The following is a 21,836-nucleotide window of genomic DNA, read 5'->3' on the forward strand; positions in this document are numbered from 1 at the left end:
TGCGCCTTCCTTCTTTTGTAAATTGGCAGCACGAAACAAAATAACATTTCATGCAACGTACTATTCCCATTTTTATCCCTCTCCTTGCCCTCATGCTGGCTATAGCATTGCCGGCTTCTGCGCAGGACCAGAAGAACAAGGATAAAACCACTCAGGAAGATAAAAGAAGAGAAAAAGAAAAAGCAATGCGGGAACGGATCAAAAACATCCCCCCGGAGCAGCTTGTGGAGCCCACAGTCATTCCACAACCGCAAACCATAAAGGTGACTAAAAACCAGGCTGCGATCATCGGCAATGACGTTACGATCGAATTTGACAAAGAAGACAAAGCTCTTGCTACAGCTGTGCAACATCTGGAGCGGTGGCTTACCGGGCAGCGCCTGGACCCTACACCCAGCGGGCAGAAGGCAGCAAAAATCAGAATACGGATTGTTGACTCCCTGGAACAACAGGAGGCTTACCGCCTGTTAGTCAATAAGAATGGCGTCAATATTTCAGCCTCTGATGCTACAGGGGTCTTTTACGGTATTCAAAGCCTCATACAACTCAGCGAGCCCTGGGAAATCATGCGGACACGCCTGCTGAAACTTCCCATGGCATTTATACAGGACAAACCAGCATTTAGCTACCGGGGCATGCACCTCGATGTTGGCAGGCATATGTTCCCCGTTGAGTCAGTCAAGTCTTACATCGACATGCTGGCCCGTTACAAGATGAACCGCTTCCACTGGCACCTGACCGAAGACCAGGGCTGGCGTATTGAAATCAAGCAGTACCCCAAATTGCAGGAAGTAGCTGCTTACCGCAAGGAAACGCTGAAAGGGCACTACAGCGATCAGCCCCATCAGTTTGATGGAAAGCGCTACGGCGGGTTCTACACACAGGAAGAAGTCAAAGAAATTGTCCGCTATGCTCAGGAACGCTTTATCACCGTGATTCCGGAAATTGAACTGCCCGGACACGCTCAGGCTGCCATTGCGGCCTACCCCGAACTGGGATGTACGGGCAAACCGGTGGAAGTCGCTACCAAATGGGGGATTTTTGAAGATGTGTACTGCCCCTCCGAAGAGACGTTCACCTTTCTCGAAAATGTCCTGACAGAAGTCATGGCCCTTTTCCCAAGCGAATACATCCATATTGGCGGCGATGAGTGCCCTAAGACACAGTGGGAACAGAGCGAGCTTTGCCAGCAAATCATCGGTGAGGAAGGCTTGAAGGACGAACACGAATTGCAGTCCTGGTTCATCCAACGGATTGAACGCTTCCTCAACAGCAAGGGCCGGCAGATCATCGGCTGGGACGAGATTCTGGAAGGTGGCCTGGCCCCTAATGCCACTGTCATGAGCTGGAGGGGCGAAGCTGGCGGAATCGAAGCTGCTAAGCAGGGGCATGACGTGGTGATGACGCCTACTACCTATTGCTATTTCGACTACTATCAGTCTAACCATCCGGATGAGCCCCTGGCCATCGGCGGATATTTGCCCCTGGATAAAGTATACAACTACTATCCGGTACCGGAAGAACTGAGCGAGGAGGAGGCTAAGCACATACTTGGTGCGCAGGGCAATGTCTGGACGGAGTACATCCCCACGCCTTCCAAACTGCAGTACATGGCCTACCCCAGGATGCAGGCACTGTCTGAAGTGGTCTGGACGGGTAAGAAAAAGCCAGGCTACAGCAACTTCGTAAAGCGCCTCAGCCACCATCTCAAATGGATGGAAAAAGAAGGCATCAACGCTGCCAACCACATTTACGATGTAGACCTGAAGGTGGTAGGCGGCCAGGGAGCCCCCCTCAGAATATCGGTAAGTAATGCGGCGGAAGAAGGCCGGTTTGCGGTTACCAAAGCGCCAGCAACTGGCAATGCCGACTTCCCCTACACGGAGCCCTTTGAACCGGAATCCGGAATGTATACCGTACAGGGCTACGTGAAGGGCGTTAAGACAGGCCGCCCCGCAACCCTTCAGTTTGAAGGGCACCTCGCAGCCGGCCAGAAGCTTACGCTGGAGAGCAAGCCACACCCCAAATACAACGGCGGTCAACCACAAGTGGTCCTCAATGGCGTGAATGGCAGCGACGAACGATATGGCGATTCAGAATGGCTGGGCTTCGAGGGAGAAGACTTTGTTGGCACCATCGAGTGGGAAAAACTGCAACTGCTTAATAGCGCCAGCCTCCGCTTTTTCCATGGTCCCGGCCAATGGATCTATGTGCCCGAAAGCGTAAAAATCAGCACCTGGGATGAAACGGTCCAAACCTGGAAAGCGATAGGCAGCAGTACCGTTAAGGCTCCGGACGGCAAGATCGCCACGGTCGAAATCGACCTGGGGTCGGTACGTACCTCAAAGCTCCGGGTGGAAATCAGGAACCACGGCAAAATCGAAGCCGGCAAGCAAGGCGCCGGCCACGAAGCCTGGCTCTTCGTCGATGAAATCAGAATAGATTAGCCAAAGGGGGCAGCCCGGACAAAAACCGGGCTGCCCTCTATTTTTCAAAACGAAACCAACGCACACGACTTATGAATCTCGCAGGACTTGACTGGGGCATTATTGGTGCCTTTTTTGTGATTTCACTAGCTATTGGCCTGATTGTTTCAAGGCAGTCGGGCAAGAATTACAAGGAATTTTTTCTCTCGGGCAGGGGCATGCCCTGGTGGTTGCTCGGTATCTCTATGGTTGCTACCACTTTCTCGGCAGATACCCCCAACCTGGTCACGGACATCGTCCGCAACAACGGCGTAGCCGGCAACTGGGTGTGGTGGGCCTTTCTGCTTACCGGTATGCTCACGGTCTTCGTCTATGCCCGGCTATGGCGAAGGTCTGGTATCATGACCGACCTTGAATTCTACGAGCTGCGCTATCACGGCAAAACAGCTGCTTTCCTACGAGGTTTTCGAGCCATCTATCTGGGGGTATTCTTCAATATTATGATCATGGCTACGGTGACGCTGGCGGCTATTAAGATTGGTGGCGTCATGCTGGGGCTGAGCCCGCTTCAGACCGTGCTGATTGCTTCAGCTGTGACGGTGGTCTATACCTCACTGGGCGGACTTCGCGGAGTGATTCTGACCGACTTTTTCCAGTTTATCCTGGCGATGGTAGGCATCATCTGGGCGGCTATAGTCATCGTCAACCTGCCTGAAGTTGGCGGGCTGGACAAGCTTTTCAGCCATGAGGAGGTGCGCACCAAGCTGCACCTGCTGCCCGATTTCAACGACAGCAGCCAGCTTATCCCATTATTCATTCTTCCACTTGCTGTGCAGTGGTGGAGCGTTTGGTACCCTGGTGCAGAACCAGGCGGGGGCGGCTATATCGTACAGCGTATGCTTTCTGCCAAGGATGAGAAAAATGCCGTAGGGGCTACCCTGTTGTTCAATATTGCCCACTACGCCCTGCGCCCCTGGCCCTGGATTCTCATTGCACTGGCTTCAATTATTGTCTTTCCTGATTTGGAATCCCTTCGTCAGGCGTTCCCCAATATAAATGAGCAAGTTGTCAAAGACGACCTGGCTTTTCCAGCCATGCTGACCTACCTGCCCAGTGGCCTTTTAGGGCTTGTTATTGCCTCACTGATTGCAGCGTTTATGTCGACTTTATCCACCCATCTCAACTGGGGCGCCTCTTATATTGTGCACGACTTTTACCGCCGGTTCATCAATGAGAAAGCCTCCGAAAAAACACTGGTCCGCCTGGGGCGCTGGTCTACCGTGGGGCTGATGGTGCTTACTGCGCTTTTTGCACTGGTTTTGGAAAATGCCCTTCAGGCCTTCAATATTCTCTTGCAAATTGGCGCAGGCACCGGTCTGATTTTCATTCTGCGCTGGTTCTGGTGGCGGATCAATGCATACAGCGAAATTGCAGCGATGGTCGTCTCTTTCCTAATGGCCATTTATCTGGAAGTTTTGCACCCCGGTGAGCTGGCCAGCCATACCAAACTACTGCTTGGAGTAGGTGTGACAACGGCAAGCTGGATAATCGTTACGTTCCTTACGCCACCTACTGACCATAAGACGTTGTTATCTTTTTACCAACTCATCAAGCCCTCCCCCGGTGGCTGGCGCCCGGTCATCGATCAGGCCAAAGCTGAGGGTGCGCTGACGGAAGCCGATGTTGTGCCAAGCAAACTGCCTATGGAAATTGCAGCTATGGTCATTGCCTGCTTCACTGTTTATGCCGCGCTTTTTGCCACTGGATTCTGGATTTACGGCAATACTGCTTCCGCAATAGTTGCCACTGGGGTAGCTGCCACAGGTTCTGGTTTACTGATGGTATTTTGGCGGCGGCTGAATGCCCTGAGACAGGTATAAAATCAGGCTGTAAGGACGTTGGCTCCGGCTTTAGATGAATAGGATTTTCCGATTCAAAAAAACATTCCTATTTTGGGTGCCAACCAACAAACCACTGACCCACATGGCCAACGTCCTTACCCACAGCCTTTTTACCGAATTTGACATCCATTTGTTCCGAAGCGGCACACATTTTAAGCTGTACGAAAAACTGGGCAGCCACCCCATTGAAGTGGATGGGCAAGCTGGCACCTACTTTGCCGTTTGGGCACCCAATGCACAGGCGGTTTCCGTGATCGGGAATTTCAACTACTGGAACCGGGACAGCCACGCGCTTATGCCCCGATGGGATGGTTCCGGCATTTGGGAAGGGTTCGTCCCGGGTATCGGCAAGGGAGAACTGTATAAGTACCACATCCACGCCAAAGACGGGCGTCATCTTGAAAAAGGCGACCCCTTTGCGCTGCTGTGGGAGATCCCACCGAATACCGCTTCCGTGGTCTGGGACATCAGCGACTATGCCTGGCAGGACAAATCCTGGATGGACAAGCGCAAAGACATCTCCGGGCTGGATAAGCCTTACTCCGTGTATGAGGTCCACATGGGTACCTGGAAAAAGACCCACGGGGGGCTGCGCAGCCTGAGCTACAAGGAAATGGCTGATGAGATGGTCAGCTATGTAAAGGAAATGGGCTTCACCCACGTGGAATTCCTCCCGGTCATGGAGCACCCCTACTTCCCGAGCTGGGGCTATCAAATCACGGGCTACTTTGCTCCGACCAGCCGGTACGGTACGCCACAGGAGTTTATGCACCTGGTGGATGCCTTCCATCAGGCGGGCATTGGGGTGATTCTCGACTGGGTGCCTTCCCACTTCCCAACTGATGCCCATGGACTGGCCGATTTTGACGGCACGCACCTCTACGATCATGCCGATCCGCGCAAGGGTTTCCATCCTGACTGGAAGAGCGCCATTTTCAATTACGGCCGGCACGAGGTTAAGGCTTTCCTGATTTCCAATGCCCTTTTCTGGCTGGACCGTTACCATATAGACGGGCTGCGGGTGGATGCGGTGGCCTCCATGCTTTACCTCGACTACTCCCGGGAAGAAGGTGAATGGATTCCAAATATTCACGGTGGCAATGAGAACCTGGAAGCGATTGCCTTCCTCAAGGAGTTTAACGAAACGGTTTACAAGGAATTTCCGGATACGATTACCATCGCTGAAGAATCAACCGCCTGGACGGGCGTGTCCCGGCCTACTTTTGATGGCGGACTAGGCTTTGGGCAAAAGTGGATGATGGGCTGGATGCACGACACCCTCAGTTATTTCAAAAACGATCCTATACACCGGCAATACCACCACGGGGAGATTACTTTCAGCCTGGTCTATGCCTTTAGTGAAAACTTCATGCTGCCCCTTTCCCACGATGAGGTCGTTCACGGCAAAGGCCCCATCATGGACCGTATGCCGGGCGATGAATGGCAGCGCTTTGCCAACCTGCGACTGTTGTACGGCTACATGTTCACCCACCCGGGCACACAGCTCTTGTTTATGGGCGATGAGTTCGGGCAAACCAGCGAGTGGAATATTGAAAGAGGCCTGGAGTGGTGGCTAACGGAGCATGATTTCCACAAAGGAGTACAAGCCTGGATCAAAGCACTGAATGGCTACTACCGCAATGCCCCTGCCCTGCACCAGAAACAATTCAGTCCCGAAGGCTTTCAGTGGATTGATCACAACGACAATCAAAACAGCACCATTTCCTACCTCCGCTACGGAGAAGACAAGGATCAGCCACTGGCCGTTATTTGCAACTTCACGCCGGTAGCCCGCCCGGGGTATAAAATCGGTCTGCCACTGCATGGCAACTGGAAGGAAGTCCTGAACAGTGATGCTAAGGCCTACGGCGGATCAGGAGACCACCACAATACCAAAATCATCAAAACAACGCAGGAAACGTACCACGGCCGGCCCTACAGTGCGGAAGTGACCCTGCCGCCCCTTGGTATTATTGTGCTGGAACTGGACAAAGCTATTGCACCAACAGCAACAAAAACGGCGGCTAAAAAGAAGGCCCCTGCCAAAGCCGCTGTCAAACCCAAAACCACTAAAAAGGCGACTAAAAAAGAAAAAGCGAAGTAAATCCACTATCTTCGGGCTGCCTGCAAGACTGTATATACGCAATACGAAGTTGTCACCGACGATAAATGTCGGGATCTTGGATTTGCGACATCGGCCCATGACGAAGCATAGCTTGTCAGGGTAGGCGCAAGCCACATTCCCAGTGTAAATGCTGACATTGAGTAGGTTTGCTGTGGCAAACCACTTAATCGTCAGTATATCGGTTGATGCAGGCAACCAGGATTACTTAACAAACGATCAGGATTCTTTCCTGCTCAGCCCTAACGCTTTTTTAACAGAGTAGTTTGACGGAAATAAGCCAGACCGTTTTGTTTCCGTTTCTGAAAAGCGTAGACATGGCAAAAACAGCATTGATTACCGGCAGCAGCAGCGGTATCGGTCTCGGTATTGCCCGCTCCTTCGCGGAGGCAGGGTACAATCTCATATTTAACGGGCTGGAAGACAATGGCGCAGAAATTGCCGCCGGCGTTGCATCGGAGTTTGGTATTGAAACCTACTTCTCCCCTACCAATTTAATGGACCCTGCAGCCATCAGGAAGATGGTTGAAGAGGCGGAGTCCCGCTTCGGCGGAGTGGATGTCCTGGTGAACAACGCCGGTGTGCAGTACGTCGCCCCCATAGAGGAATTCCCGGAAAGCAAATGGGACCTCATCCTTGGGGTCAACCTCAGTGCGGCCTTTCATGCCACCAAAGCCGTCTGGCCGGGTATGCAAAGCCGGGGCTTCGGGCGGATTATCAATATCGCTTCTGTGCACGGGCTTAAGGCATCTCCTTTCAAAACAGCTTATGTAGCAGCCAAGCATGGCATGGTCGGCCTGACCAAGGTGCTGGCATTAGAGGGAGCAGAACACGGCATTACCGCCAACGCCATCTGCCCCGGCTACGTCAAGACCCCGCTGGTTGAAAAGCAGATTCCGGAGCAGGCCAAATCCCACGGCATGACGGAGGAAGAGGTCACCGAAAAGGTCTTCCTCAAAGCTCATGCGGTCAAAGACTTTGTAAAGGTGGAAACCCTGGGCGCGCTGGCTCTCTTTCTGGCGGGTGAAGGCGCAGCCACCGTTACCGGTACCGCCATTCCGGTAGATGGAGGCTGGGCGGCAAAGTAACAGGACATCAGGAAACTAAGATAAAGACGACACAATATGGAAGGGAAGAAGTTAGCATTAGCCCTGCAGGGTGGCGGTTCGCATGGGGCCATAACCTGGGGCGTGCTGGACCGGCTGCTGGAAGAAGAGCATATAGACCTGGAAGGCTTCTCGGGCACAAGCGCAGGGGCCATGAATGCGGCAGTGCTGGCCTACGGGCTCCACATCTCCGGGCGGGAGAAGGCGAAATCCCTGCTCGACCAGTTTTGGCGCCGGGTAGCGGAATCAGCGGCTTTGTCTCCGGTACAGCCTGCTCTCTGGGATTTGCTCTTTGGTGGTGGAAATATGGATTACTCCCCGGGCTTTATGGCAGCAGAAGCCGCAAGTATGTTTGTTTCGCCCTATCAGTTCAATCCGATGGGCATCAACCCTTTGCGGGATATCCTGGCAGATATTGTCGACTTTGAAGCCCTGCGGCATTGCAAGGTCACGCAGTTGTTTGTCTGTGCAACAAATGTAAGGCGGGGGCGGGCCAAGGTATTCGACCTGCCCCATATCTCGGTGGATGCCGTAATGGCTTCAGCCTGTCTGCCGGAAGTTTTCAAAGCCGTTACCATCGATGGCGAAGACTACTGGGACGGCGGTTTCATGGGTAATCCCCCCATTTACCCTCTCATTGATGCCGGCTGTCAGGATATCCTGCTGGTGCAGATCAATCCTATCAATATCGACCGGACGCCTCAGACCTCCTCAGAAATCCGGGACCGGGTCAACGAGCTGAGTTTTAATTCCAGCCTGATGCTGGAGATGCGGCGCATCGCGTTTGTGGACAAACTATTGTCATCTGGTGTAGACCTCGGAGCGCCCTTCCACAAAGTCTTCATCCACCACATCAATCCGGAAGCCGAAGTGCAGGGGCTGAACCTCTCCAGCAAGCTCAATGCCAACTGGCAGTTCCTCCTGCGGCTCAAAGCCATTGGCCGGGAAAAGGCAGAAGCCTGGCTTGCCCGGCACAGCGATCAAGTTGGCGTGGCATCGAGCTGTAACATCCGGGAAACTTTTCTGTAGGATTACTCCTCAGGAGGGAACAGGAACTGCCCGGACGCCCGGTCCCAGTGCAGCTTGATCTCCCCCCGGCGAAGGCGGTCAAAGGCCGGGCAGGCGATTTGCTCCTCCGGGCTGGCCGAATCCCCACAGTAGTAAAACCGCTTACCGGTAAAGACGGAGGCGGTAAGCGTGGTGCCCCGCTGCGGTAAATCCAGCAAGACCGGCATCGCTTCTTCCAGGATTGCCGGCTCCTCGGCGTAGTCCGGTTCCAGGAAATCGAAAACCGATAGCGCCCCGAGTGTATACTCCGTCCAGTCATACTGATCGGGATGTTCCGGGCGTAGGAAGTGGTATTCCTGGGTAGCGCCGAACCCATCATAGGCTTTTTTGCTCACCGCGATCATGGGGTTGCCGTTGGCCAGGCGAAAGAGGACGACCTGTACGTGATAGGTGCCGCCGCCGGTGCCTTCGTCAATGATTTCGATAAAGCCATTCTTTAGGTCTACCGTTGCCTCAAGTTCCATTTCCAGGCTGGATTCTGCTATCCATTTATTCCCCTTTTGAGTCAGTTCGTAGGGACTGTTGTAGGGTGGCTCCAGGCTGCGGTAGTAGTCCAGGACGTTCTTGCGCTTTGAAATTTCAGGCTCCGGAGCTTCATTGGTTGGCGGCAAAGTGGTTTCAGGCTGCTTCTGAATGATTTCGGCGGTATCTGTGTCGGTTGCAGGTGCCTTTGACACATCCTGACCTGTTCCTCCTGAGCAGGCTATAAGGGCAACACTCAGGAATGCCCAGACTAGTGTTTTTATTGAAAGATGCATGGCTTGATTTTATCGGAATAATTGAACATCTCCTTCGTAAAGTGTGGTAAATCCATCCACCCAGCGGACCTGTACGATGTAAGCGTAAACGCCTGCCGCTGCCGTTTCCCCCCTCGTGGTGCCATCCCATGCTGATACGCCATCTTTGGCTTCGAAGACCAGCCCGCCCCAACGATTGTATACCTGGAAGTTGAGCACCTCAGCCAGTCCAGCTCCCGGGTAAATTTCGAAGCGGTCGTTGATGCCATCTTCATTCGGGGAGAAGGCATTGGGAATGTATACCTGCCGGGTGCCATCCACTTGCAGGAACAGCTCAGCGGAGTAGGTACAGCCACCGTCCAGCGTTAAGGTCAGCTCAATATCAACAGAGCTAGTAGCCAGCAACCTGGGGTCATGGCAGGTTGTACAACTCAACACAGCACCGGAGTCCGCCACCCACTGAAAAGTTGATAAGGCAGGATCAATTGGTGCACTGGAAATAATTTCCAACTGTACGGAATCTCCAAAGGAAGCCGGATTAGGCTGAGCCAGCAGGTCAACTGACAGGGCATTTGGCTCTGCCAGGGTCAGTGAGACTGTTGTATCGCAGTTGTTGCTGTTGGTAATGGTTACTTCGTACAGCCCCGACGCTAAGCCTTCGAATACCGGCTCGGTTTGTTCTGTACTGCCATTGAGGGCAAAGGTATAAGGCGAAGTACTGCCACTAAGCCCTGAGAATTCGATAAGGCCCGTAGCTTCTCCCGGGCAAGCCGGGTCCACCGTTTCCACCTGAAAATTAATGGGCGGCACATCGGGTAAAGCGATACTATCCTGCGAGATGGCACAACCGGTAGCGTCTGTTACGGTGTAGGCGTACAAGCCGGGCAGTAGCCCGTTTATGGTCGCTGTACTTTCGTTGAAAGGTTGCCCGTTGCGGGACCATTCGAACTGATAAGGCGTGATGCCGCCAGTTACATCCAGTGTCAAAATACCAGATGCCTGCCCCTGACAGTTAGGCGGGCTCACATTTACTTCAGCCTGAGGTACATCAGGAGCGGCCAAAAAGAAAGTGGAGGTCGAAAAACAATCCGCTCCTACTGTAATGATGGCCTCATAACTTCCATCTGATAAGTTTTCGATTGTTTGTACGCCTTCTGCAATGAGGTTACCCTCGCTATCGAACCACTCAATAGCGCTCGCGGGATCCCCCCCTGACAGATTGATGGTGATAGCACCATTGTTTTCCCCACAATTTGGCGGCACAACTTCCGCCCCGACATCCGGTAATTCGAGAATATTCACGTTGATCTCATCGGTGACTACTCCACATGTGGTGGTGAGTTCCAATGTGTAGGTGCCATCTTCAGTCACCATGATTTGCGGCGTAGTGGCCCCATTGCTCCAGGTATAGTCACCCGGCACTTCAAAGACAGGGCCCAGCGTCACAGATTCGCCGTCACACACTTCCAAATCTGGCCCCAGTGCTACAGCATCTTCCGGCGTCACCACCGAAATGGAATCTACAGCAGTACATTCGTCCTGAGTGACCGTCACGCTGTAAATTCCAGAGGCATTCACGGTGAATGTGGAATCCGTAGAACCATCCTGCCACTGATAGACGGCGGTGCTGTCCAGCACCGGATCGAGCAACAAGCTCGCACCGCTGCAAATTAGCGTGTCGTTGCCAAGGTCCAGCGTAAAGGAACTGTTATTTGGATTGATGGAAAAATCCTGATCGGAAACATTCACATCAAGGTCGGTAGAGGCTGTCAACGTACTGCCAACGAAGGAGATTGGGGCCACGTCCAGGTTGACAGGAGTAAGAAAAGCATCCGGCAGAGGATCGGCGCAGATGCCCTGCCCTTGTTCGTCCACCTTCACCAAACGGAACCCATCGCGGTCATAGAGATCCTCATAAACGTAAGCATAGTAGCCCTCGGAAGTGACCGTGAGCGGGCTTCCACCAAACCGGAAAGGGCCGCTCAAAAAGCCCTCTTCTGCAAGCTCAAGCCCCCACAGCATTTCCCCATCCTTACTAATTTTTGCAAGCGCGGGGCGGATGTCGCCGGAGTTGTCCACATCCGATGCTCCTACGAATAGCAGGCTTCCATCAGGAGTAAACACTAAATCTTCAGGCTGAGAATAAAGAACAAAGTTTAGCCCATTATATTCAACTGTAACTGCCTGATTAGAAAGAACGACTAAACGAGACCATATCACACTTCCATCTAGATTGATTCGTGAAATTAACGCCCCTCTAGCTCCAGTAAACTGATCATCAACAAAGGTAGTCTGCAAAAGAGCAAATGTTCCGTCCTCTAGCGCAACAACACTTACTCCTTGCCCAACAAAATCCTGATATTGGTATGTATTGGCCCAGAGTTGAGATCCTTGCTCATTGAGACGAAGTACAAATGCTTTATCGCCTACAGCAATCCCTCCGATGCTCCCGGTAACCAGATATCCACCCGCAGGCACCTCCGCCACATCATACCCGGTAGCACCCTGTCCGGCTACCGGATAATACTGCCCCCATTCCACAGCTCCTGAGGCATCATACTTGACCAGATAAAGCGCTGTTTCAAAACTCGGGCTGTGATGACCGGCAAAGATATAGCCACCATCAGAGGTCTGAAGCCCGGCAAACCCCCGTTCCAAAAGGTCAGGATTGCCCGGGAACTGTGACCATTGCAGGGTACCATCAGCATTGCCTTTGGCCAGAAAGCCATCAAAATAGACGGTTGTGGACGTGCCGGAAAGCATGAAGCCGCCATCTTCCGTTGAGCTGATATCGGTAATGGACTGAAAAGTCCCGGGGTCATATTCCCGCGACCACACCATTTGGTTGGTATTATCGATACGGGTGACTATTGCATCGTTGGCATTGCCGGCAGGGTTATTGAAGCCATTGGCAACAGAGCTAAGCACGTAAATGCTACCGTCGGGCCCGGCTGTCGCCGCCAAAGCCCGCACGGAATCCCCTGTAGTGCATTCCACGCGGAACTCTCCCAGCTGAGCGTTAAGATGACCGACAAAAAAGAGCGTAACAAGTGTAGAGAGTAGTAATTGCTTCATGGAATTGGTGTTGTCAAGTGTTGAAGGTGCGCTACAAATTATTTCCAGTTATGTTGCAGCATGATCTGATAGATCAGAGATTTGGCATGTTCCTGACTTACACCGGTAAGGACCAGTGTAGCCTGCCGGAACAGCGCGATCGTAGTAGCTGGATAAACGCCGGTTTCACCGGGAAACCAGGCCATTGGCACACTAGTCCCCTGCAGGATTTCATAGCCAGCGCCGGCATTGTGCTCCTGCCATTCCCCGGCAATGATTTGCAACTGTGGAATGTCTTGTGCGGGTGCCGGATCGTAAAGATAGAAATGCAGCATTTGGATCTCTGCCCGTGCAGGCATGGTGAAAATGCAGGCCGACTTTTCGTTCCGCCCGGCGGCAACCGGCGTCACCTTGCGGACTGGCTCCTGAACGGTCTCCTGAATGGTCTCCAGGGCCAGCAGCGCTGATGCCTGCGGGAGCGGTGCCTGCTGAGGGTTATTCCCACAACTTAACAGGAGAAGAATCAGAGCAGGAAAGACAAGCAGTGTTTTCATGGCTTTTTTTATGGCAAATTTACAAAAGCCACTGCAAAAAAGGCGTCGCCCAGCGGTAACGGGCACGATAGATTTCAAAATAAGGAACAGGAAGCGCCCGAAACCCATTAAGGACCGGGGCTACGTTAGGCATGGTGCTACCGCAAAAATTAAAGGCTTCACTCCCCTGCTCAGCACCGGCTTGTATAGCCTGCCACATCAGCCAGGGAAATGCCCCGCTCTCCCGGGCACCTTTCCCGTTACCCGCGGTGATGGGGTAAGTAACGCCTTCGGTATGCATCAGGTACACCCCGCTGTGGACCGTTCCGTCCTGATGACGTGCCAGGAGCAATTGCACATCGCCAAACTTCCGGGCGGGCCCATCCATTTGCTGCAGCAAAGACAAGGTGACCGGTGCATACAGCCCCTGCCGGTCAAAGGTATGCTCGATGATAGACACCAATGCATTCAGATCTGAACTCTCTTCCAACTCCAAGACCTTCTCTCCTTCCTTGATGCTGTACTTTACCGAGCGGTTGAAGCGGCGGCGGACCGTTTCCCTATCCGAAAGTCCCGGCACCACAAAGTGATACCGCAGTTGAGCCTGAAAGCCTTTCCAAAGCAGGGGCATCCAGTTTTTGGTCCCATGGTGCAGTTTCTGAATGTGCCCCCAGTGCCCGGGCAGTTGTTCCAGGAGTTGCGGAATGACCTGCCGGTCGAAGGTGAACTGATCCGCCGGAGCAAGGGAATCATACGCCCGATACCGCCACAAGCCAAGGTAGGGCGTCAGTGGTGGCGTTAGCAGGAAAGGTATGCCTTTAACACGCCGGATATGGTAGGGCAATGCTGCTGCCAATTCGCCTTTCTTATCCTCAGCGAGCGCTACACCCCAGTTGTCCGGGCCGCATACCGCATCCAGCCACCAGGGGTGATTGAAGGCAGGAACGGCCTGGTCCTGGCAGAATTCCTGGTATACTGGTTTTGGCGACAATATTATTTAGGTTTATTGGCAAAAAGCCTACTGCCATATCAATGATGGGGCTGAGAAGACAAGACGTTTTCCCGGTTAGACTATCTTAGGAACGTTTAAATAATAACTTCACCATTTATGACTGCTTCTTTTTGCGCTGGTCTGCGTTGCTCATCAGTCAGGTAGCTTTGGCTATCTTCTTTCTTCGCGCCTTGCCCAGCACAAAAATAACCGACTCAAAATGTCGAATCTATTTTTTTAACGTTCCTTAATTGAAATCCACAAGGTCAATCTCAAAAATCAGTACAGACCCGGCCGGGATAGTCCCGACAGCCCGGTTGCCGTAGCCCAGATTGGATGGGCAATACAGGGTAACCTCTCCTCCTTTCCCTACTAGTGGGATGCCGATCTGCCAGGCGGGAATTAAGTTTCTAAGCGGAAAAGTAATGGTACTGCTGCCCGGTGTCTGATCAAAAACGTGCCCGTCCAGCAGGGTGCCTTTGTAGCGCACGGTGACAGAATCCGTGAGCTCAGGCCGTTCACTCGAACCCGGCGTCTGAATTTGGTAGTACAAGCCGGACTCGTGCCGGTCAGCCGTCAGGTTATTCTCTGCCAGGAAGTCCAGGATTTTCTCTTCATCAGGCCGGTCATCGGTCTCCTTGTTGCAGGCGATCAGCGCAATGCCTAAAAGCATCGCGAACACATATTTTAGCTTCATCTTCAAAATGATAAGTTTGAATGTAAAACTACAAAAATAGTAAAGGTGCCGGACAGGTACTTGCAAAAACCGTAGTAGCTGCAAATCTGACAGAGAAGAGACTAAAAGCTACGGCCAGGATTATTCCATACCTGACATTTTTTTGTTGGGATGTATCTAACGTTACCACTATGTTTGGCATGTCCCTGGGGGCTTCCTCCTTTGATCAACCTATTGGCAACTGGGAGGTATCGAATGTAACCGATATGTTTGGCATGTTCCAGGGGGCCTCTGCCTTTGATCAGGACATCGGGGACTGGAACGTCGCAAATGTCACCAACATGGCGGGCATGTTCTTCCAGGCTTCAGCCTTCAACGGAGCCCTTACCGATTCCAATAAGCCAGACTGGGGCACTTCCTGTAATCCAAAGGTGATAATTGTAAGCGTTCCTGCCGATTCTACATACGGTTTAGGTACCGTTCTGGAGTTTGTTGTGAATTTCAACAGGATCGTCATCGTATCGGGCACGCCTCAGCTATCCATTAGCCTGGATGGCTCAACAGTACAGGCAGATTATGCTTCAGGGACAGGCACCAAAGCACTGACCTTTACCTACATGGTCGCATACGGTGATGAAGACACAGACGGCATCACCGTTACCCCTACCCTGGGCCTGAACGAAGGCACTATGACAGGCGTTTGGGGGTCTGATGCAGACCTGGCTCTATCGGGCGTGGGAGCGACCGATAATGTCTTGGTAGATGCCGTGCCGCCAGTTGCGGCCTGCCTCCAATCCACTGTAGAATTAGGGCCCAACGGTACCTACACGCTGCAGGAAAGCGACGTCTTTGATGCCATTGAGAGCAGCATATTCCAATCTGTCCAGCCTTCTCCGGCGGGAGCTGCGCACCGTGGATAATGGGCCGCGCACTTCCAACACTTCATGGGCACCTTTCGCTACCTGGCTACGCTTAAGAAGAAATGGCGATTATATCCGCGCCCTTTACCGCAACACAAACACTGGTAACTGGCAACTTTTCCATAAGGCATACCTCCCCATAGACGAGTGTGTCGAAATGGGGCTGGCGGTATTCACTACCGATCCCAATGGGGATGCCAGTGCCGTATTCAGCAATGTAAATACGCGCAGCCAGGTCAGCAGCAACTTTTCCATTCCGGACTGGGGCAATGAGGTGACCGCAGTTTCTGTGCGTAGTGCAACGATTTTCCCTAACCCGGCATCCGGGCAGTTCACACTCTCGTTCAGCAAGCCGCTGCATGTAGCCGGCACCGCAACCTTGCTTAATGAACTGGGGCAGCGGGTTCGGCAATTTGACCTGTATGCAGGCGACCTGGAAATTGATGGCGACCTCTCAGGGCTCCCTCCGGGGCTCTACTTCCTCCGAACTGCCACAAGTGATGGGTATCAGGAAACGCTGAAGTTGTTGAAACAATAAGTTATTAAAGAACGTAAAACAGAAAAGGTGGGCAGGGCGATCGGTCTTGTTCACCTATTCTATTAAGAACTTGCTACTGCCTGGGTTATTTCCGGCAAAGAGTAGCTGAGAATACTGTTCTAAACTGCTTAAAATCCACAAGATCAATCTCAAAAATCAGCATCGCACTGGGCGGTATGCCCCTAACTGGAGTAGTGATGGATGTGATGTTAGATTACCAACCCTGGATTTTGGGTTTTCCTGCATGGATATTATTACTTTTGCCCTGCAAATTATTGACGGACCTAATTCGCAAAATATGAAACAACTACTTGTAGCAGCCATGGCCCTTCTGGCTATAGCCTGTAACTCTCCTGACTCACAGGGGGCCAGCAATAGTGAGAGTAATACACCCGTAGCCACTCCAAGAGCGGTCCGGGATAATTCTCCTGCCGAATCCCCTGATATTACGCTCACCCTTTCCGGCGTACAGGTCGGCAGCCCGGTATCACTCATCGGTCACCTCAACGAACAACGCTTCCGCGCCGACTCTACAGTGGTGGGCCAGGGTGGCGTCATTCATTTTCAAAGATCAGAACCCTATCTGCCTGGCTTCTACTACATTCTTATTCCCCAGCAGGCAGTGGTCCAACTCCTGATTGACAAGGACCAGACGATGCAGCTGCAGGCTGATGCTACGGATGTGATTGGCACCATGCAGGTGGAAGGGAATCTCGAAAATGAGATTTTGTACCAAAACCTGCAGTTTGAGCAGAATCAATCGCCAAAGTTTGATGCGATTTCCAGTCAACTGCAGGGGCTGCAGAAAGGGTCTGCAGAATACGAACGCCTTACCGCCGAACGGAGCGCACTGATACAGGAGCGTAAAGCACACCTGCAAGGCCTGTTTGAGCAATATCCCAACACCTTCTTCACCAGCTACAAACGTGCCGGCCAAAACCCGGACCTCCGCGAGCCCAAACGCCCGGATGGCAGCATTGACACCGAAGCACAGGTATACTACTTCCGGCAGGACTTCTGGAATGGCGTGGATTTCACCGATGAACGACTGTTGCGCACACCGGTCATTTTCAACAAGCTCAACCGGTACATCACAGAACTGACGGCCCAAAACCCGGATTCACTCAAAGCCGCAACCAAATATCTGATGGAGAAAGTGGTAGATAATGAGGCCACCAAAGAATACCTCAAATTCTTCGCCAACTGGATTACACTGAAGTACGAGCCGACCAAAACCACCCTTATGGATGCGGAGGCAATGTACGTCTTTATGGTACAAAACTACTTTACCAGGGAGCGGGCATTTTGGTCAGACTCCATGAATATATACGGCTTGCAGCAGCGGGCCGAGGAAATGGCAGGCAGTCTGGTTGGCCATAAAGCGCCCAATGTGACTTCCTTTGCTCCTGATGGTTCCGAGAAAACACTGCTTGACCTTAAAGCGCCTTACCTGATTGTCTATATGTATAATCCTACCTGTGAACACTGCATGGAGCAAACCCCCAAACTGGTCAACTTCTACCGGGAGTGGAAAAGTAAAGGGGTTGATGTCTACGGTATTGCATTGGATACCGATCAACAGGAATGGACAGATTACATCAGGAAAACAGGCATGAACTGGACCAATGTTTTCGACCCTACTAATCGCTCTATTTACGGCAAGTACTACGTAGATGTCACTCCTGAAATCTACGTCATCGGACCTGACCGCAAGATTATCGCTAAAAACATCAAGGTCAACCAGATTGAGGAAGTCATTCGGCGTGACAAACAGAAAGGATAAAGCACAGGCTTTCCCTTTCATGATAACAGAATAAATACTAATGGGTGCCTTCTGAAAATATCAGGAGGCACTTTTTTTTACTCCTGCCTTAAGATACAGCGGATCTGCCTCTAACCAGATTAAATTTTTACCCTTCGCCGAAACCCACGAGCAACGCCATCAAAAGCTTTTACTTTTGATAAAAACTACTACTTCCCAACCCCATCCCCAGCATTAATCCTCCGAAGGGGCGAGCAACAACGCATCCACCCGGCGCTCATACCGGCGCTGTCGGCGCCGTTCATTCAAAGCCTGCAGGTACTCATCGAAGCGGATGTCAAAGCCGAGATTCAGGAAAAGTGGCGTGGCCTGCGCAGCGGTGGCATTGACAGGAACCCCTACCGAAGCATTCAGGTCCAGCTGATTGAAAAAGGTGAGCCCCAGGCCACCGGCAATCATGGGGCGGTTGAAATCCGGAGTGGTGCCGGTATTGGCCAGATTGTACAGCAGGCCGGTGCCGTAAAGCAGCAGGTGCAGGTTACTCACCGTTGGCTCCGTGGCTGGTTCCAGGCGCACGTAGGATTTACCCCAGTACCGGAAAGTCTCCTGCCGCCCAAAGCTGTTGATGTAAGCCCAATCCAGCAGATTGACCTTGAGGCCGATCTTCTCGCCGGCGAAGGTGTAATTGCGCAGGCTTTCTCCGTTCCCGAGTGATAGCCCGTCCGGGAAGTGGGCATTGTTCACCCCCACGTTGAAGATAAAAGACAGTGGCCGCCACCGGTCATAATTAATATTTTGCAAAGAGACCAGAAAGCTTTCCACATCAAAATCCAGGGCTTCATTCTCCTGAAATCCTTCGATGATCTCGGTATAGCTGCGCAACAGACTGATAATTTTGTTAAGGGCGGCTTTGGTGTCCTGATTGGGAAAGATATCGCTCAGCCCGGCCAGGGCATTCAGGTAGTCATCGTAGGTGGCCGCCTGATCAAATTCGTACAACTTAGCCATGAGCCGGAACAGCAGATGGTCGCGCAGTGCTTCGTAATCAAAGGGGAAGCCCTGCTCAAAGGCGGTTTTGACCAGCGACTGCAGCAGGGTGTTCAGCTCGAAGTAGGTGTCAATGAAGTATTGTGAGTTTTTGGCCAGGCGCTCCAGGACCGGCAGCACGTCGTTGTAAAGCTCAAAGATGAGATCAGACAGCGCACCGGGGCTAATGTTATCCAAATCGAGCTGTTGCAATTGCCCCAGAAAGGACAGCAAGACCTGTAGTTCCTCTGCCGAAAGCTCCGCCCTGCCTTGTTCGCCTATCGCCCGCCGAATGTACTGCCGCACACTATCGAGCTGCGCGCCAATAGCATCATTGTTGCGCAGCCCGGCAGCGCTTTCCAAATCCAACCCCATGGAAGCTCCGTTTACCTTAAAGTTGGTCGTACGGAAGAGGTAATTGATCAGGCCGATGTAGTCAATCAGATTGGATAACCGACCCTGCACGCGATCGTATACCGCATTTGCTAATGGTTTTCTGACCGTATCGGTTAGAGTGAGATAAGTATTTAGCGCTTCACTGCCGGAATTGCGATACATAGTGCGGAGCAGCCCCAACTCCTGCAAAGTCGGTTCATTGCGGACAGCCTCGCTGACGATATCCAGCAACAGTGCCTTGAAGGCTGTGGTCAGGCTATCCTCCGAAAATGTAATAGCGGAAGACCTGGCTACCAGTCCCTGTCCGGGCCGCTCCCCGGAGGCCGCCAGCTGAAAACGGGCAAAGGTCTGCCCGGCCATCGCCGCCCCGGTCTTCTGCCCACCGTAGGCTTCGGCCAAAGCCACCAACTCCGGATCGCAGAGAGCGAAATAGTAGTCGGAAAGCGCGTAGACGAAGACCAGGTTGACCGTATTCTCATAAATATTGCGGGTGCGGGTCTCGGCATTGCGCTCTTCCAGTACCGTATTGATGATGTTATCGAGGTAGATGTAATTTAATCCGCCTGCTTCCTCTATCCGCCCCAGGAACATATTTTTGATCAGCCGGACACGCACTTCGGCCTGCTTGTCAGCGATGACCGAGGCGATGACCTCAGCGTCCAGGGTGCCCTTTCCAAAACTCAGCCCGCCCAGCCCAATCTGAAGGCTCGGCGCCTGATGCTGAAAGGTAGATTGTGCGGAAAGACCAAGGGGCAGGATAAAAAACAGCAGTAACAGGTGTCGCATAGTGCTCGTATTTGAGCACCTAAACTACATAAAATAAAGCACTATATATCCCCCCAGAAACAGCCCGATCACCGTGATGCTTTCCCATCCCGCATTGGCAAGCCCTTCCCGCTGCCGGTGCAGCATACCCAAAAGCAGGGTGCCGGCGAGCAAAATCCCAAGGGACAACACAAAGGCTTCCGCATTGCCCACCTCATGGTAAATAGAGCCTTCCTGATAAGCCGTATCGGCAAAAGCCAGAAACAGCACATCGAAGCTGTTACCGCCGATGATATTGGCTACAGCCAAAGTCAGCGCCCCCTGACGTACGGCCGCAATGGAAATAACCAGCTCGGGCAGGGAAGTCGCTACCGAGGTAAACAAAGCCCCCACAAAAGACTGCGACAGTCCTGATTGATTGGCAATGACCACAGCGACCTTCGCCACGAAATACCCCGCTACCCCGACCACAGCCGCCGAGAGCAAAAACCGGGTAAAAAGCAGGGGCTTATTGACTTGCTCCAGGTCATCATCCGGCTCATCCTCCACGGTTTCCCGGGTGTGGATGGGTTTCCACATGGGCGACTTGCTGGCTTTGGCGACCAGGCGGGTACCCAGGACGTAAATCAACAGGAGCAAAACCGAAGCGGGGTGTATATGCCAAAGTGTAAGATCCGGGCCCGCCACCACCAGGAGTACGAAAGTGAGCATCAACATGAGCAAAATGCCCTGCATCAGATTGGACAGTGAGGCCGAGGCGTGCTCCAGGTTCGCCCGCCGGTAGGTTAGGTCAGCCACCGCCAAAAACACCGTTTGAGCGGCTATACCGCCCACAGCATTGCTGAACGACAGGTGCGCGTGCCCGTCCCAGGCTGCCGTCACAGAGGTCATCACGCCGGACAAAGAGGAGATACCCCCCAGCAGCACCCCACCAATGAGGGCCTCTCCCAGTCCGGTGAGATCAGCAATCCGGTCCCCGGCACGGGTAAGGACAGTACCGGCAGTAGCAATGAGGGCAGCGAGCCCCAGTAAGGCAAAAATGGCAGTGCTAAGCGTCAAAGTAGTCTTTTACTAAGGAAAGCGGGAACGGAGAAGATGTTCGAGCGGTTGAAATAGTTGTATGTGAACCATCATACTGCAAAGGAAATTATCTATATTACTACCTGATATGGAACATTCAATCTTCGAAACCAACCGCACAGCCTTGCAATCGATATGCGAAAAGTACCGTGTATCGAAACTATTTGCTTTTGGTTCAGTGACGACGGCTCGCTTCGATTATGACAAAAGCGATTTGGACCTCATGGTAGAACTTGAGCATATGCCCCCCATTCAGAAAGGAGAATACCTAATGGCAATCTGGAATGAATTAGAACAACTATTCGGAAGAAAGGTCGACCTGCTAACAGACCAACCTATTCAGAATCCTTACTTTAGATCTGAAGTTTTTTCAACACGCCAACTGATATTTGATGGACAAAGGAAAGAAGTATCTTGCTGATATTTTGCTAGCCATCAGTCTGGTTGAAGACTTCCTGGCTGAGACAACAACCTTTGAAGATTATATCAATGATAAAAAAACGCAAAGTGCAGTTGAGCGACAATTAGGTATAATTGGAGAAGCGGTGAATAAACATCGCCAGCTGGAAATTGAGCCAAAACTACCCAATACCAATGAAATTGTTGGATTCCGGAACCGGTTGATCCACAATTATGATGGTATAGATATGACTATCGTCTGGGCAATTGTCAAAAAACACCTTCCAATATTAAAAGAAGCTGCCCAAGGGGGGTTAAAGTAGAAAATACCCTTAC

17 protein-coding genes are annotated in these 21,836 nt (G+C 52.3%); 10 read left to right on the forward strand and 7 right to left on the reverse strand.

Going from position 1 to position 21,836, the window contains the following annotated elements; genetic code table 11:
• The first annotated feature begins 50 nt into the window (after positions 1-50).
• The 5 genes from IX84_RS27070 to IX84_RS27090 all read left to right on the forward strand — a co-directional run bounded on the left by IX84_RS27070 (position 51) and on the right by IX84_RS27090 (position 8,584).
• Entirely contained in the window at positions 51-2,447 is a 2,397-nt protein-coding gene (locus tag IX84_RS27070; protein ID WP_052516450.1) for a beta-N-acetylhexosaminidase, read from the forward strand.
• A gap of 71 nt (positions 2,448-2,518) precedes the next feature.
• Positions 2,519-4,306, forward strand: coding sequence for a sodium:solute symporter family protein (locus IX84_RS27075; RefSeq protein ID WP_044228595.1), 1,788 nt, complete (start codon positions 2,519-2,521; stop codon positions 4,304-4,306).
• 103 nt (positions 4,307-4,409) lie between these two features.
• Entirely contained in the window at positions 4,410-6,431 is a 2,022-nt protein-coding gene (glgB, locus tag IX84_RS27080; RefSeq protein WP_081968980.1) for a 1,4-alpha-glucan branching protein GlgB, read from the forward strand.
• Between the two features lie 335 nt (positions 6,432-6,766).
• Positions 6,767-7,537, forward strand: coding sequence for a 3-hydroxybutyrate dehydrogenase (locus IX84_RS27085; RefSeq protein WP_044228598.1), 771 nt, complete (start codon positions 6,767-6,769; stop codon positions 7,535-7,537).
• 36 nt (positions 7,538-7,573) lie between these two features.
• A complete protein-coding gene (locus IX84_RS27090; RefSeq protein WP_044228600.1) occupies positions 7,574-8,584 on the forward strand; it encodes a patatin-like phospholipase family protein in 1,011 nt (336 codons plus the stop codon).
• 2 nt (positions 8,585-8,586) lie between these two features.
• Here IX84_RS27090 and IX84_RS27095 read toward each other — a convergent pair whose 3' ends face one another.
• The 5 genes from IX84_RS27095 to IX84_RS27115 form a co-directional block, all read right to left on the reverse strand.
• The gene (locus tag IX84_RS27095) at positions 8,587-9,381 is read right to left on the reverse strand and encodes a hypothetical protein (RefSeq protein ID WP_044228602.1); all 795 of its coding nucleotides are present in this window, start codon (positions 9,379-9,381) and stop codon (positions 8,587-8,589) included.
• Positions 9,382-9,390: 9 nt separating this feature from the next.
• Positions 9,391-12,435, reverse strand: coding sequence for a T9SS type B sorting domain-containing protein (locus IX84_RS27100; protein ID WP_044228606.1), 3,045 nt, complete (start codon positions 12,433-12,435; stop codon positions 9,391-9,393).
• 38 nt (positions 12,436-12,473) lie between these two features.
• Positions 12,474-12,968 (reverse strand): hypothetical protein, encoded by a 495-nt coding sequence (locus IX84_RS27105; RefSeq protein WP_044228608.1) that lies wholly within the window; start codon positions 12,966-12,968, stop codon positions 12,474-12,476.
• Positions 12,969-12,987: 19 nt separating this feature from the next.
• Complete coding sequence (locus IX84_RS27110; protein ID WP_044228610.1) at positions 12,988-13,938, reverse strand: GNAT family N-acetyltransferase; 951 nt, start codon at positions 13,936-13,938, stop codon at positions 12,988-12,990.
• Between the two features lie 247 nt (positions 13,939-14,185).
• A complete protein-coding gene (locus tag IX84_RS27115) occupies positions 14,186-14,635 on the reverse strand; it encodes an FKBP-type peptidyl-prolyl cis-trans isomerase (protein ID WP_044228612.1) in 450 nt (149 codons plus the stop codon).
• Positions 14,636-14,766: 131 nt separating this feature from the next.
• Between IX84_RS27115 and IX84_RS27120 the strand changes: the two genes are divergently transcribed.
• From IX84_RS27120 to IX84_RS27130, 3 genes are all read left to right on the forward strand, one after another.
• The gene (locus IX84_RS27120; RefSeq protein WP_262501676.1) at positions 14,767-15,534 is read left to right on the forward strand and encodes a BspA family leucine-rich repeat surface protein; all 768 of its coding nucleotides are present in this window, start codon (positions 14,767-14,769) and stop codon (positions 15,532-15,534) included.
• Positions 15,467-16,072 (forward strand): T9SS type A sorting domain-containing protein, encoded by a 606-nt coding sequence (locus tag IX84_RS27125; RefSeq protein WP_081968981.1) that lies wholly within the window; start codon positions 15,467-15,469, stop codon positions 16,070-16,072. The genes IX84_RS27120 and IX84_RS27125 overlap by 68 nt, the downstream gene beginning before the upstream one ends.
• Positions 16,073-16,370: 298 nt before the next feature.
• Positions 16,371-17,855, forward strand: coding sequence for a redoxin domain-containing protein (locus IX84_RS27130; protein ID WP_238578349.1), 1,485 nt, complete (start codon positions 16,371-16,373; stop codon positions 17,853-17,855).
• 213 nt (positions 17,856-18,068) lie between these two features.
• Here the strand turns inward: IX84_RS27130 and IX84_RS27135 are convergent, their stop codons facing one another.
• Both IX84_RS27135 and IX84_RS27140 read right to left on the reverse strand, forming a co-directional pair.
• Positions 18,069-20,042: a hypothetical protein gene (locus IX84_RS27135; protein ID WP_044228618.1), complete on the reverse strand. Its 1,974-nt coding sequence runs from the start codon at positions 20,040-20,042 to the stop codon at positions 18,069-18,071.
• Positions 20,043-20,066: 24 nt separating this feature from the next.
• Positions 20,067-21,080, reverse strand: coding sequence for a sodium:calcium antiporter (locus IX84_RS27140; RefSeq protein WP_044228619.1), 1,014 nt, complete (start codon positions 21,078-21,080; stop codon positions 20,067-20,069).
• Positions 21,081-21,189: 109 nt separating this feature from the next.
• On the opposite strand from IX84_RS27140, the gene IX84_RS34730 reads away from it, so the two are divergent.
• Positions 21,190-21,522, forward strand: a complete 333-nt coding sequence (locus IX84_RS34730; RefSeq protein ID WP_044228622.1) for a nucleotidyltransferase family protein — start codon at positions 21,190-21,192, stop codon at positions 21,520-21,522.
• The gene (locus tag IX84_RS27150) at positions 21,494-21,823 is read left to right on the forward strand and encodes a HepT-like ribonuclease domain-containing protein (protein WP_044228625.1); all 330 of its coding nucleotides are present in this window, start codon (positions 21,494-21,496) and stop codon (positions 21,821-21,823) included. The genes IX84_RS34730 and IX84_RS27150 overlap by 29 nt, the downstream gene beginning before the upstream one ends.
• The last annotated feature ends 13 nt before the right edge of the window (positions 21,824-21,836 follow it).

This window comes from Phaeodactylibacter xiamenensis (assembly GCF_000759025.1).
GTDB lineage: Bacteria > Bacteroidota > Bacteroidia > Chitinophagales > Saprospiraceae > Phaeodactylibacter > Phaeodactylibacter xiamenensis.

Excerpts from the sequence above, each read along its gene's own strand:
- IX84_RS27075 (WP_044228595.1), top strand. The coding sequence starts at position 2,519 with ATGAATCTCGCAGGACTTGACTGGGGCATTATTGGTGCCTTTTTTGTG.
- IX84_RS27115 (WP_044228612.1), bottom strand. The coding sequence starts at position 14,635 with ATGAAGCTAAAATATGTGTTCGCGATGCTTTTAGGCATTGCGCTGATC.
- IX84_RS27105 (WP_044228608.1), bottom strand. The coding sequence starts at position 12,968 with ATGAAAACACTGCTTGTCTTTCCTGCTCTGATTCTTCTCCTGTTAAGT.
- IX84_RS27090 (WP_044228600.1), top strand. The coding sequence starts at position 7,574 with ATGGAAGGGAAGAAGTTAGCATTAGCCCTGCAGGGTGGCGGTTCGCAT.
- IX84_RS27070 (WP_052516450.1), top strand. The coding sequence starts at position 51 with ATGCAACGTACTATTCCCATTTTTATCCCTCTCCTTGCCCTCATGCTG.
- IX84_RS27095 (WP_044228602.1), bottom strand. The coding sequence starts at position 9,381 with ATGCATCTTTCAATAAAAACACTAGTCTGGGCATTCCTGAGTGTTGCC.
- IX84_RS27135 (WP_044228618.1), bottom strand. The coding sequence starts at position 20,042 with ATGCGACACCTGTTACTGCTGTTTTTTATCCTGCCCCTTGGTCTTTCC.
- IX84_RS34730 (WP_044228622.1), top strand. The coding sequence starts at position 21,190 with ATGGAACATTCAATCTTCGAAACCAACCGCACAGCCTTGCAATCGATA.
- IX84_RS27085 (WP_044228598.1), top strand. The coding sequence starts at position 6,767 with ATGGCAAAAACAGCATTGATTACCGGCAGCAGCAGCGGTATCGGTCTC.
- IX84_RS27100 (WP_044228606.1), bottom strand. The coding sequence starts at position 12,435 with ATGAAGCAATTACTACTCTCTACACTTGTTACGCTCTTTTTTGTCGGT.
- IX84_RS27125 (WP_081968981.1), top strand. The coding sequence starts at position 15,467 with ATGCCATTGAGAGCAGCATATTCCAATCTGTCCAGCCTTCTCCGGCGG.
- IX84_RS27150 (WP_044228625.1), top strand. The coding sequence starts at position 21,494 with ATGGACAAAGGAAAGAAGTATCTTGCTGATATTTTGCTAGCCATCAGT.
- glgB (WP_081968980.1), top strand. The coding sequence starts at position 4,410 with ATGGCCAACGTCCTTACCCACAGCCTTTTTACCGAATTTGACATCCAT.
- IX84_RS27130 (WP_238578349.1), top strand. The coding sequence starts at position 16,371 with ATGAAACAACTACTTGTAGCAGCCATGGCCCTTCTGGCTATAGCCTGT.